Raw genomic sequence first — 13,118 nt, 5'->3', positions numbered from 1 at the left:
CAATAGCAGCGCCGTAAGGAACCTATCTGGGGTGGCGGGCCCATGTTCCCAACACTGGGAACCGCCCCGGGCCACCGGGTGATCTCAATCTCTGCGCAATTCCCAAAACCATGATTTGGATGGGAACCGCATGGCCTGATTCTTAGCGCTCTTTTGGCAGGAAACCAGCCACCAACTCGGCAGGATTTCTCTGCTGAAACGGCCTACAGATAGTCGATCACACACAACCGCGAACGTGGGGTTTGCGTCAGCTACGTTGCGGGCAACGGCAGCGCGGTTGTGCTCAGGTCTATGCTTGCGTTCGCAAACGAAGGGGACTGCCCCCGGTTTGCTTGACTCCTGACTTGTGAGGATTCACTCCTTGCAGCAAGGATGTTCACATGCCCAAGCCTTTCCCCGCTGAGTTCCGCCGTGACGTGGTCGCGGTTGCGCGCAAGGACGAAGCTCCGGTTTCACAGATCGCCAAGGACTTCGGGATTTCCGAAGCAACCCTTCACAACTGGCTGAAGAAGGCCGACATCGAGGAGGGCGCCCGTCCCGGAGTGACGGAGAAGGAAGCCGCCGAGCTCAGGGATGCGAGGAAGCTGATCCGCTGCTGGAGCAGGAGAATGAGATCCTGCGCCGGGCGGCGGCGTTCTTCGCCGGGGAGTTGCCCCAAAAAAAGTTCCCGCTAGTCCTTGACCTTGCCGCAGATGGTATTCCCGTCGCGGTGGCCTGCCGGGTGCTGCGTTTCTCCAAACAGGCCTTCTACTTATGGAAGGCCGCGCCGGTCACGGAACGCGACTGGACTGATGCGTTCCTGATCAATGCGGCGGTGGACGTCCACCGGGACGATCGGGCGTTCGGGTACCGGTTCATTGCCGACGAGCTCGAACACCAGGGTTTCAGCGCGGGAGAGAACCGGGTGGCGCGGCTGTCCAGCAGCCAGCAGACCCTGGTTTGTGTGCCAAGAAGCGCGGTCTGACCCGCAAAGCCGGCCCGCCCGTGCATGATGACCACGTCAGGCGGGACTTTACCGCAAAGGCACCTGATGAGCTGTGGCTGACGGACATCACCGAGCATCGGACCGATGAGGGCAAGCTCTACCTGTTCACCATCAAAGACGTCTATTCCAACCGAATCGTGGACTACTCCATCCATTCCCGGATGAAGGCCTCGCTAGCCGTCTCGGCCCTCCACAACGCGATAGCACTCAGGGAGCCGGCAGGAACCGTGGTCTATAGCGACCGCGGTTCGCAATTCCGTTCCAACGCTTTCGCCAGCTGAAGGGCAACGGGCTGACAGGATCGGTGGGGCGGGGGTGGGCGCGTGGGCGCGTGGCCGACAATGCCGCCATGGAATCGTTTTTCTCACTCCTGCAGAAGAACGTGCTGGATCGCCAGCGATGGTCCACAAGGGCTGATCTTCGCCTGGCCATCGTGACCTGGATCGAAAAAACCTACCACCGGAAACGCCGCCAACGGCGCCTCGGACGGCTAACGCGGCAACAGCTACCGCCTCAAAAAACACCAACCCGCCGCCGGTACGGCACAATAGAACAAACAACCAGTGGCCCTGTTTTCAAATGGCACTAATGGCCCTGTTTTGGGTAGGCGTTAACAACCCGCGTTGATCTCATCGGCGATGAACCGGTAGCCGAAGGCAGGATCGTCGCGGTGGTGATCGATAGCAGCGTTGACAATCAGGTGTGCTTCTTCCCGGTCCCGGGCAGAGACGGGGTTGGCGGCCCACTGGTTGTAAGCCTGTCTGGAGAAATTCAGTACCCGGCAGGACACGGCCACGGGAACCCGGAGCGGGGCGTTCCTGGCAGCCAGATCTCGGACCAGCGGGTACATCATTTTTTGGATTGATGTCCCGGGACAGGTACGCCACAGCGCGGCGCATAACTTCCGCTTCCTGCTCCAGGAGCCGGATGCGTTTATTCGCCTCACGCAGCTTCGCGGCGTCATCGGACACCGCACCGGATTTCACGCCGTCTTCTTTGTCGGCGATCTTCATCCAGCGGTGCAGGGCAGCGGGTGAGACACCGAAGTCCTTGGCGACCTGTGTGACGGGCGCTTCGCCCTTGCGGGCAACCGCGACGACATCGCGGCGGAACTCTTCGGGAAAAGCCTTGGGTTTGATGAACATCCTTCCACCCGCAAGGATCAAATCCTCACAGGCAAAGTATCAAGCAAACCTTCAGCAGTCCCCGACAAGTCTTGATCTATCTCAGGAATTGAAGTAGAAACCCTGAGCGACTTCACAGTTCCACTGCTCCTCGCTGCCCGTATCTACGCCCAATCTCTGTGCCTCCGACCGGAGAAACTTCCGAATACTTTCCTCGGTACCTGCTAAAAGCAACCGCGCTACCCCGTCCACGGTTTCAACGCGTCCCGACACCCCGGCACGGCGTGCCGCGAGATAAACCAAGTTCTTGTCTGTGGCCGAAAAATCACCCTTTTCGCGAAGCCAGTAAGACTGTCGCGCTGGGTAGGCGTGGGCTGGAATCGTTTTCACCAGGACTTCGTTCGCTGAGGCACCCTGCAGAGGCGCGAGGAGCTGCTTTAAATTCAGCCCAGTTTTCTGGATCCGGGGAGCGTCGCTTCTCGTGGAGGACGGAAAGAACACGTCAAGAATATGCTGCGGCACATCCTGTCCTGCACCTTTCCAGGGATACATGTTAATCTCTATCTCGGGTCTCGAATTCATTTCGATCACTCGGAAACTGTCCTCGACAGGCGTCCTGTTAGCGTCGAACAGTATATCTACACCCGCGATTGCCAGCCCAGGTACTGCTGCTACAGCCCGGACTGCAGCATTCTTGACCGCGGTAGGCAACTCAGCTGTCTTGTCGATGCTGTCTCCACCCTGACTTGCGTTTGCTTTCCCACGGAGCCTTACCTCGACGCCCGCAAAGGGAATATCGCCCAGACCATAGCCCTGGCGCTGGAGATACTGGTCAACCTCACGGTCCCTTCCAATCAGCTTCTTACAGAGGTAAGGGTTCTCCAGACGAACCTTGTTCTTCTGGACAATAAGTTCCTGGACGGTGCTGGCACCGTCACCCACCACGTTTGCCGGGCGGCGCAGACAAGCTGCGACGACTCGGTCGCCGACTACAAGCACCCGGTAATCCTCTCCCTCGAAATGACTCTCGAGGATAAGTTTTTCCCCCTTCGTGCAACGCGCCGACAGATATCGGAAGGTATCCAACAGGTCAGCACGCGTGCGCAAGTTTGTGAGGACATCTCGCCCCATACTGCCGCGGAGTGGCTTTAGCACCAGTGGATAACCTGTGTCCTCGGCGCGGGTTAGGAGTTCATCCTCTACGTCAGCATCGAAAGGGTCCAACACCCAACTCGCGGGGACCGGGACACCGGCCGCACGAAGACGGGAATTCGTCGAGTGTTTGTTCTGCTCGATCGCGATGGCTGCGCGTGTCGTTAGTGAAGGCCGAGTTTTATTGAAACGGATGCGGGTACGTCCGTCGGACAGCTCATATCTTCGCAGTTGACTGTCGAAAAATCGAACCTGAAGACCCCTGCGCCAAGCCTCCAGAGCAATAGTGTAACCGGCGAGCCTTGTACCGAACGCCTCACGGACGACCTCGGCTTCGAAGTGAGACGGCCAGGACGACAACTGAGTTTCTCCTTGTGATTTCGAGTGCTGCAGTGACATCGCCCTACCAACGAGGGGACCGACCATCACCTGAGCCACACTGACAGCCATGAGTGTCAGGGGATCTGAACGCGGTCGGCTTTGACGCCGAGCCCGGCCAGGCGCCGTAGATACGCCGCCGGAGTGCATTCCTGCTCGATGAAACGGACTGCGCGCTGCTGCTGTTGTGCGTAGCGCTGCGACTCCCACAACTCGTTGATGACATCCTTGACCTGATCAGGCTCAGCATAGACGGCGGCATCTTTGAACACGGGTTCAAAGTGGTGTGGCAGGACACAGACCACCCCGTAGCTCATGGCTTCGAGGATGGCCATGCCGAAGGCCTCGAGCCAGCCGTCGCTGTGGAAGTAGACGAAGAAGTCGATCTTCTCCGACAGGTATTCTTCCACGCTGATCTCGTTGAAGGCATAGATCTCCCAAGAGGGCGGGTTCCGCGGGAGGAAGCCCTTCTGCACAGGCACCTTGGTGCCGCCAAGGATGCAGACATTCGCAGAGCCGTCGGCCGGGTAGACCTGCTTGAAGACCTTCCGGTCGGAGGGCCATTTTGCGGCGTCGTCGCGTGCGTGCCGTCCAATGGTGGGCCGGCCCGCCCGGTATCGGTTGTGGCTCGCCTGCTCTTTGAGCTCGATGATGCCCTTCCAAGAGAAGCTTGTCAGGTCTGAGGCGGGCATGAGTGGCGCGATCATGGCCCCGATCTGCTCACTCTGCGGTGCCCAGAGCGGCCGCACGCCGAAAAGCCCCTCGATATTGCGGGTGACGACGCCGATGTCATAGCTGCGCCGCTCTCCGCTCGGTTCGAACGGCGGGTGGTTGGAGACGATGACTGCCTTTTTAGGCTTCAACCCGGCGGCCTTGTCCTGCACGACCTGCACCGCTGTGGGCCACCGCACGACGAGAAGGTCAGTCTCAGCCACGGTGTCCAGGGACAGCCGGTCCACCCGGCCGGTCAGCACCAGGTCATCGATCTTACGGCTGAACTGCCGCTTCGAAGCAGAGGGGATCAGGCCGTTCTGGAACGGGATCACACCCACCCGGAGTCCAGCGTTCAAACAGACCGAGATCTCATTGAAGAGCGACGTGGAGTTGCCGGCGAGGAAGCCGAATTCTGAGGCGAAGACCACGTCATATTGGACGGACCCTTCCGGGCGAGCTCCCGGCAGGTAGGCGGCCGGGGCGACGAAGCGCCGCTGCTCCACTGACTTGGGCATGTACGGTGATTCGCCGGACTCCCGGATCTCGCGATGCCAACTCTTGTAGCCACGAAGGTAAGCCCGGCGTTCCGGAGCAAGATAGCCCACGCCCATGTCATCACGGGTCAGGTTTGCACCGTCCATAAGAGCGAAAGCCAGGGGCGCCCTAGTGACCGGTTCCACGGTGATGCCGTAGTAGTTCTCGATGCGGCTCTTGAACTCTGAGTCCCCGGATTTACGGATCGTGTCCCAGTAGCCGAGGTCCTTCAGCACCGGATCACGTCGGAACATCAATGAGGCCATGGAGGGGTAGAACACCCGTCCCGTGGCGGACCGCAGCATCAAGGTGAGCTGCTCGTCCACACGGACCCAGTTGGTCATATTCGCAACGCGTTCAGGATCCGCCATGAAGTCGCGAACCTGCAACTCGATCTGCTGGGGGTGGTGCCAATCGTCCTTATCCGCCACGGTAATCAGGTCGCCGGTGGCCAGGTCGAGAGCGTCATTGCGCACCGAGTAGGAGCCGCGGTTCACGTCGTTGAACACCAGACGAATGCGGGGGTCACGTGCTGCAAGGTCCTGGAGCTGTTCCCGGTATGGCGTGGGGTGACCATCGGCGTCCTGCTCAGGTGAGCAGTCGTCGATCATAATTATCTCAAGCTTGCGCCAGGTCTGCCGCAACAGGGAATCCACCGCAATGTTGGTGGCGGCGCTGGGTTCGTAGATTGGCATGATCACGGTCACCAGCGGGGCTCCCGGATCCTCCGGGGCCGGAGACAGGTCCGTAGTGACGTTGTAAAAACCGATCTGGTCTTGCTGCATCGAGATCGGAGCGATCCCGTCTCCCTCGAGCATCCCGTTGAATCCTGCCAACCAGGCACCCGAGTAGCTGGGGATGCCCGTCGCGTGAGGGTTAATAGCGTTGAGCGCCAGCAGGTTCTGCGAGAAGTCATGATCGGAGTCAAGATCTTCCGCGGTGAGCACCCGGGCGGATTCTGCGAATTCGCCGCGCCACCGCAGGAGGTCTCCATAGAAGGCACGATCGGCGCCGGTGATGTCCTCCAGCCCCCGCCACGCCTCGAGCATGGCATACAGAGTCAGCGCATCGAGCTGGTCAGTCTCGTCCCGGGGTGCGGCAAAGAGAAACCGGGCCATGGCGAGCACACCGGATTTCCAGTGCCTGTCCATCAACATCTCGGCAGCGGACTCTCGAAAGAGCTCTGTCCGGTAGGACTCGAGAATCCCATGGAGCTGGCCAAAGTCATAGCCTCCCTTGGACGCGGCATATGCCAGCACGTCGCGGGCGCCATCGTTGCGGTTGCGAATCGCGTTGGCGGTGAACCACTGGAGCCGACCTGGATTCGCACGCAGCTCCTGAACCCAGTACCAGATTGCGCCGCGAGCCGGTTCGAGCGTCGCGCCCGCGCCTGGCTTCTGAGAAGCGAGGGCGGCCTCCAACCCCTCCAGACTGATTTGGACCCGGGAGTGCTTATAGGTTCCTAGGAACGACTCGACGAAATGCCTGCGTCCGGCTCGACGGGCATTTCCCACAAGCTCAAGGGCATGGGATGACGAGGAAGCCTGGAGCGCCTGCGCGAGCAGGAACTGGTTGGTAGCGAAGAAGGACCGGTCCTCCCAGAGCAACCTTTCCCCCCGTCCGTGTACGGCGAGCAGTCTCAGATGAGCGCTGCGCTGCGCCAAGACTGAGGAAGGCAAAGCGAGAGCGTAGCCCGAATGTGGAATGCCATGCTGCAGTTTCGCGTGTCTGTTCTTCAGAGTTGCGGGAGTCCGTTGGACCTCCGTCTCCCCCGTCTCGGTGACCTCACGGAGGACCAGCTCCACGGGGAAGTCGAGTCCCGCTGTGTGAAAGGCCCATCCGGTGAAAACCCCGCCATCAAGGACAGTCTCGGAGAGCAGGAACTCTCCTCCGGTGTCCTGAACGATGGTCTCTGGCATCCCATCCGGCCTGCGTCCGGTGGTATCTCCCAGGCGGAGATCATAGGTGCTGCCAACTTCGGCTCCCGGGGTGAACAGTGGGATGGAGTCGGTAAACCTGCCCTCAAGTGGGATCTCACCGGCATACCGCTGGGTCCCCTCGGCCGCTGGGTCTCCTTCCGGAGACTCAGCCAGCGCTGTGAGGATCATCGTAGCCTCGCCCAGTCGCAGGACCAGTCGCTGGTGCTCAGTCTCCCCCGTCAAAGTGATCGAGGCATAGCATTCCGTCAGTGCTACGCGAGCAACGCGTATTTCGGAGCGAACCCGGGCGGGCTTAAGCCACGGGGAGGAAGTATTGGGTGCCTCAGGCTGGAGCCGCTGCGCCTCGCGAGCTGCGGCGTCGCGGTGCTCTGCAGCAAGCTCCAGCGTCTGGTCCAACACCGACACCGGCGCGTGCGGCTCGCCACCGGCGAAGATCTGGACCCGATGTACCTGTCCATCGAAAAATTCTGGAGGAATCTGGGTGCCGTGCATATAGCCGTAAGGTGCGTTGAACCTCATCGTGTCGCGCTTCCATGGAAGGACGCGTCTGTCGGTTCTCGCCTCCTCAATGACATTGCCGTCCACGGTCACTCGGGCATATGCTGGACGATTTTCGGCGCTTGCCCACCCGGCCACTTGCCCCTGCGGCGTGAGTATGAAGTCGGCGCTGAGACCTTTTGTGCCCGCGATCCGGGAGTCAGCTGTACTGATCGTCTTCTGCGTGAGGACAGTGCCCGTCCCGCGGTGGACGAGAGCGACGTCGTGCTTTTCACCGTTCCAGAACTCCGGAGGCAAGTTACCCAGGAAACCCACATTTCGGGTGCTGAACTCCTCAGCTGAGAGTTCGTCGCGGAAGATGTTACAGGTTAGGGCGGAGACTGCCTCCCCGTTGACCACGAGGTCCAGGACCGCATTGCCCTGATCTGCGTCCGGCTCGTACACCCAACCGCTGATCCGGTGGGCCTGGTAATTGACAATCTTGAACTTCATAGACCTGCGATCTCGTGAGGAGCCATAAGGGGCGAGCGAACCACAAGCGTGAGGTGCCATAGGGGGCGAGCGAACCACAAGCGTGAGGTGCCATAGGGGGCGAGCGAACCACAGACTATGCTACCAAAGCCGAAGGTGCCCGAGAGCGAGACAGGATCGTGCCGGGCCCTAAGCGTCAGAGAGACTCAATTCACTGCCGAAAAACGCGGAGTGCGCTTCAAGGATGTGACTGCGGAACCGTCCCCGGGGTGGAGGCTGGTGACCAGCCTGGAGTGGTTGCGGTACAAATTCAATGCGTCCGGAGGCGTCGAGTCCGCCCAGAGCGGGATCAACCCCGCGTGCCTCGGCGAAGGGCGTGTAGTGCTTGCTGTAATGGGACGCATCTCGCGTGTTCTGAACAAACCGAACAAAGTTGATATCAGGCGTCGTTGCGTAAAGATGGCGCAGGTCGAATCGTGAGCGGTGTGCTCGTTCAACAGCGGCGTATCCCCCCATCTCCGGGAAGGCGGTGCGATAAAACGCCCTGACCACGGAGTTGCGGTAGTCCCCGACGCGGGTTTGTGGGGAGAAACAGACTGCCGCTGAACCATCTATCTGGCGGGAGATTGCCAGCGAGGCAAAACCACCCCCGCTCGACCCCGTCAACAGAATTCTGTCGTACCCTGCAGCCGCGGCGATGTCTTTGATGAGGTCCGCCACATCCGAGCTGAAATCCTGCTCCGAACATCCGATGTACCAGGACAGTTGCATGCTTCCGTTGAGCTGCAGTGTTGAATCGGCGATAAAGAGCTGAGCGGCATCGAATGGCTCAAGCGACCTCCGCCATTCGAAGCGGGGCAGTTGGAATTTGGAGCGCTGCAAGGAGCCATGGAAGCTGACGAGGAGGGTCCTGGACTCCTTGGGTTCGTACAAGGCGACGATATCGAGTGGTCCGCCGGAAAGGGCCGGTACGACGAATTCATAGGCCTCAGTCGCCTTGTGGTCGATCTCGCTGGCCGAGGCGATGCGGCGGATCTCTACATTGTTCCGATCATCCCAGGCCGTTTCCTGGATCGTGCGTTGCCAATTCATGGAGTCTCTCCTGCCTCAATTGGAACCTGTCAGTGCAAGCGGAGATTCCTCCGCCGGGGTGTCGGGAATGGTCAGCGGGTCCGGTTGCGCCACATGGTCTCCGATGGACTTTTGTCCATGTCCGGACTCCGTGATGACCCGGAGCGTCCGTTCGTTGAGCGGAATCCAGCGCACCGGGCCGCTGAAAACGGACAACAGGTTGCGTTCTACCGTCCCCACCTCGTACTTGTGTTCATCCGTTTCCCAGTCGTAGGGCGGCTCGTCTGTCCACACGGACACTCGCTCCGCAGTGTGTCCGCTGCGCAGCTCCCGGCTGTACTGGAAGGCGGTGGGGTCGTAGACGTTGACCACTGCGGACTGCACACGGTCCGTCACCTCAACCCGGACAAGGCGCCCGTCGTGGAACGCGTCCATGACCTCGTCCGAATAGGACGTATCGATGGCGGCCGTGTGAAGAATGCTGGGGTAATGCATGAGTCCAACCCGCTTCCCATCCTGTGCCGCAGACGCCAGATGTTCCTGCATCAGCACGCCCACCAGGGAGTCGGCACCGAAATCGCCGACAAGCAGGATATCAAGTTCCAGGTCCGGCTGCTTCGCACCTGACGGCAGGAATCGGGCCGGTGCGGGGAACGCCCGCTCGGCAAGCGGGAAGTCCAGATGGCCGGAGTGTTCGCCCGCCTTGATCTTCCTGTGCCAGTGCTCGTAAGAGTCGCGGTAGGACACCCGGTCCGGAGACCTGTAGCCGAGCCGGAAATCTTCCACGGAAAGGTTCGTCGTGCCAACGAGGGACAGCGTCAGGGGCGCCTCGCAGACTTCGAAAGGCTCCTCGCCGTTGACGAGGGCCCGGTAGCGGAGAATGAACTCCGTGTCCGCGGCCTTGCGGACGGAATCCCAGTGGCCCAGGTGCTTCCGGATGGTGGGAGTGTGGAACATGGTGGAGACGTGGGCCGGCGTGATGAAGGCTCCCCGCCATCCGCGGTAGTGGAAGAAGAGGTCCTCGTCCGCGCGCGTCCAGGGAGCGGACACGAGTCGTCCGTCGGTCTGCCGCTGGGCGCCCCGGACCAGGAGGGCGATCTTCTGCGGGTGTTGCCAGTCGTCGCCGTCGAAAATCGTCATGAACTCGCCCTTGGCCAATGAGTAGCCAATGTTGCGCGATGTGTAGGCTCCGGCGTTGGGCTCGTTGAGCACCACCTTGATGCGCCCGTCCACAGCCTGCCATTTGTTGAGACGTTCAGCCGCGTCCCCGCCCGAGCCGTCGTCAACGATGATGATTTCGATGTTGCGGTAGCTCTGGGTTGACGGCGGACTGGATCGCAAGATCCGTGTACTCGTCCGGCTTGTAGACGGGCATGATAATGCTGACGAGGGGTCCGTCCGTCACCGGGTCCGGTGTCTCTGCATTCAGGCGGAGAAAGGCCGGGGCGGCACCTTCGGCCAGCGACAGCTGGGACAGCCCGGCCCGCTCATAGATGTCGTTGATCTCCGCGAGCCACTGGTCGACGTCGGCTGAACTGTCTTTGAACGGGTTGGCCGCGTTGGCCCGGTAGAGGTGGAGATCGTTGGAGTTCATTTCGTCGGCGTTGTAGAAACTCTGAAGCCTGATGACCTCCTCCCCCTGCCCAGTCCGGGCGAGGGCGTCGAGGAAGAATTCTCCGCGCCGCTTGTCCTGGAATGGCTTCGCTCCGAGCCGCTGGAAGACGTACTTGTATAGCGTGGCCGCGTTGAGGATGTCGTCCTGAAGAATGTTCTGCCGGAAGCAGAGGTCGCCCAGATGCAGCAGTACTCTACAGGGTGTCTTGTCCAGGACAGGCTGAACTCTGCGCCGGGTTTCCCCCCCGATCCGGTACATTTCCAGGGCCACTGACATGTCCCGCCAGCCCCATCGGCCCTCGGTTGCCGCACTGACCAGGACATCGCGGCCGTCAACGGAACGCAGCTTGGTCAAACGCTGGGCAAGCCGCTTCTCGGGGATCCGGGAGCGCGCACCCCACTCGACGAGAGCCCCGGGGCGCGGGGTGGAAGCCAGCTCGGCCTGCGCCTCAGTGGCGCGCTTGGTGGCCCGCCTCGACGCCTTCAGGAGCCTGTCCAGGTACAACGCGCCGACCCCCAGCGCAGCTACGAAGACCAGCGCCAGGAGGCCCAGCAGCCAAGGGGCGCGTGCGTAGGCAGCCAGCAGTACCATGGCAAAGAGGACGGCGAAGGACGCGGCGGCCGCTTTCTTCTTAAGGGACAGGCGCGCAATTCTGCGGAGAGCTTGTTGAATTTTCATTCCCTGAGCCTTCTAAATTTGCGGATAGGTAGTAGTACGGGCGGACTGAGATGAGAGTGGTAGCGGGAGCCCGGTGAACTCACCGGGAGCAGCGAAGTGGCTGCGCATGGCAGCCTGCCGCTCCCCGGCCGGCGGACTCGGGACGGCGCCCATCTGCGGCGGCGGCTGGAACCCGTCCCACTGTTCGGCCACGCTTTGCAGGAAGATGCTGTCCTCCGGATTCCAGGTGTGGCCGCCGTGCGAATCCGCCCCGGAGTGGCGTTGCATCATGTAGTTCTGGCCGTGGGAGCGGTAGATGAGTCCTCCGGCGGACTGGACGGCCTGCAGGAGGCAGCGGTCGACGGCGCGATGGACGGGCCGCCACCCTCCCAGCTGACGCAGCTCGTCCCTGCCGAGCATCATGGTGCCGCCCGCAACGTGGTCCGAGTACTGCTCGCCGAGAGGGGGCCTGCGCGTGGTGATGTCGAGGCTTTCCAGGTACACGAATTCAACCTGGGTCCCCACCAGGGTGGCGCCGCTGAAGTCCTTGGCGTGGACGAGGTCGCGCAGGTGGTGCGGGCCGTACCAGTCGTCGTCGTCCATCTTGCAGACAAGATCGCCGCTGGCGGCGCGGACGCCGGCGTTCAGCACGTCGCCAAAAATCATGTCGGCCGGAACGGAGCGCACCTGCAGCTCGCCGGGATACGCTTCGACGGCGCGCCGGACCTCGGGCAAATCGGCGTCGAAGCCGTGCAGCACCACCACCACTTCCAGGGCTTCCCAGCTCTGGCGTGCGAGCTGGTCCAGGGCGGACGCCAGTTTCTCGGGCCGGCGGGTGGCCAGGATTACGCTCACCGAGGGCAGAGGAAGCAGCGGTTTGCCCAGCTGGCCCAGCAGTGTGTTCCAGACGGACCGCGGGCTGTAGAGGTTCAGGCCCGTCCGTCGGAGCTCGATCGACTTCGATTCCCGCAGCACGGGTGGATCGCCGGCGTCGAAAGCCTGAATGCGGTCCATTAGCTGATCGCCGAGCAGGGAACGCACCGGGGCGGGCAACGCCCGTGTCAGCAGCGGCACGCCGGCGACGGCGAGCTGGCTCAGGCGCCGCGCCAACTGCCAGTCCAGACCGCCAAAGCGGGCGCCGTCCACCTCAAGGTAGTTGTGCGGCCGCAGTGCGGCGAGGTTGGCTTCGCCGAGCTCTCCCCCGTGGCTAAGCTCGTTCGGCTCGAGCGCCCGCGTGGGCTTGTCCGGGTACGGCAGGAATCCCATGGGCGACAGCACGGCCGTGTCGACGGGGGGCAGCACCGTTCCCGGCGGAGTCCAGACCGGCGGGGTGACCCGCCCGGGCTCGTCTGCAATTTGCCCGCTGAGCAGTTGGGTGAGCTTCCCAGGCCCGATCAGCACATCGACGGCATAGATGTCGTCCGGCTCGGGCTGCAGGAGCTGCTCCGTCATGAAGCTGCCCAGGGCGTCCCCAGCGAGCCAGGCGCTGGCGGCCGGCTCGGTGATCCCGACCCGCAGTCCACCCAGCACCGGCCGCGGCGCCACAGGTGCACAGCAGCCCAATGCGGCGAGGGCCGCAGCATGCACGTTAATCCATTTGCCGCCTTCGACCACCACAGCGAAGCCAAGCCCAGGCACGGTCATGGCGGCCATACCGGCCTTGATCTGGAGGCTGCGCGGAGTCCAGACCGGGAGATCGGCGGCCGGGAAGAGTCCCCGGATGACAAGCACAAAGCGTTGCGCCCTGCCCTCGCTGCGGAACAAGGGAAGCAGCATCCGGGCCTCGGCCAGCGACTCCGCCTGCACAACGTAGTTGTCCCACCACAGCTGATCCACGGGGACGGCATGTTCCCAGTCGGCCCCGTTCCCGGGATCGCGGTGCTCCCAGTCCGTGCGGGCATAGTCCAGTCCAAGGTCCAGCGCCAGCTGGGCCATGGAGTGGTTTGTGGAGCAGACCGCGACACTCTTGATGTGCATGC

At 62.0% G+C, this 13,118-nt stretch carries 6 protein-coding genes and 2 pseudogenes; 1 reads left to right on the top strand and 7 read right to left on the bottom strand.

Annotated elements, in window-relative coordinates; translation table 11 throughout:
* Positions 1-380: 380 nt before the first annotated feature.
* Positions 381-1,574: pseudogene (locus tag QFZ69_RS06770) on the top strand (IS3 family transposase).
* A gap of 30 nt (positions 1,575-1,604) precedes the next feature.
* On the opposite strand, the pseudogene QFZ69_RS06765 reads toward QFZ69_RS06770, so the two are convergent.
* From QFZ69_RS06765 to QFZ69_RS06735, 7 genes and pseudogenes are all read right to left on the bottom strand, one after another.
* Positions 1,605-2,130, bottom strand: a pseudogene (locus QFZ69_RS06765) (transposase); the annotation flags it as partial.
* An 81-nt stretch (positions 2,131-2,211) separates the two neighbouring features.
* Entirely contained in the window at positions 2,212-3,108 is an 897-nt protein-coding gene (locus QFZ69_RS23270; protein ID WP_373463152.1) for a hypothetical protein, read from the bottom strand.
* A gap of 608 nt (positions 3,109-3,716) precedes the next feature.
* Positions 3,717-7,817: a glycosyltransferase family 2 protein gene (locus QFZ69_RS06755; RefSeq protein ID WP_306916568.1), complete on the bottom strand. Its 4,101-nt coding sequence runs from the start codon at positions 7,815-7,817 to the stop codon at positions 3,717-3,719.
* A 168-nt stretch (positions 7,818-7,985) separates the two neighbouring features.
* Entirely contained in the window at positions 7,986-8,888 is a 903-nt protein-coding gene (locus QFZ69_RS06750) for a hypothetical protein (protein WP_306916566.1), read from the bottom strand.
* A 15-nt stretch (positions 8,889-8,903) separates the two neighbouring features.
* On the bottom strand, positions 8,904-10,208 hold the full coding sequence (locus QFZ69_RS06745; protein ID WP_306999984.1) for a glycosyltransferase family A protein: 1,305 nt from the start codon (positions 10,206-10,208) through the stop codon (positions 8,904-8,906).
* Positions 10,150-11,160 (bottom strand): hypothetical protein, encoded by a 1,011-nt coding sequence (locus tag QFZ69_RS06740; RefSeq protein ID WP_306999982.1) that lies wholly within the window; start codon positions 11,158-11,160, stop codon positions 10,150-10,152. The genes QFZ69_RS06745 and QFZ69_RS06740 overlap by 59 nt, the downstream gene beginning before the upstream one ends.
* A 12-nt stretch (positions 11,161-11,172) precedes the next feature.
* Positions 11,173-13,116, bottom strand: a complete 1,944-nt coding sequence (locus tag QFZ69_RS06735; RefSeq protein ID WP_306916564.1) for a glycosyltransferase family 2 protein — start codon at positions 13,114-13,116, stop codon at positions 11,173-11,175.
* Between the last annotated feature and the right edge of the window lie 2 nt (positions 13,117-13,118).

This window comes from Arthrobacter sp. V1I7, from assembly GCF_030817015.1.
GTDB lineage: Bacteria > Actinomycetota > Actinomycetes > Actinomycetales > Micrococcaceae > Arthrobacter.
This window is presented reverse-complemented; position numbering and strand designations above follow the sequence as displayed.

Bases quoted from the DNA above. Each gene is read 5' to 3' on its own strand.
- QFZ69_RS06755 (WP_306916568.1), bottom strand. From the start codon at position 7,817: ATGAAGTTCAAGATTGTCAATTACCAGGCCCACCGGATCAGCGGTTGG.
- QFZ69_RS06750 (WP_306916566.1), bottom strand. From the start codon at position 8,888: ATGAATTGGCAACGCACGATCCAGGAAACGGCCTGGGATGATCGGAAC.
- QFZ69_RS06740 (WP_306999982.1), bottom strand. From the start codon at position 11,160: ATGAAAATTCAACAAGCTCTCCGCAGAATTGCGCGCCTGTCCCTTAAG.
- QFZ69_RS06735 (WP_306916564.1), bottom strand. From the start codon at position 13,116: ATGCACATCAAGAGTGTCGCGGTCTGCTCCACAAACCACTCCATGGCC.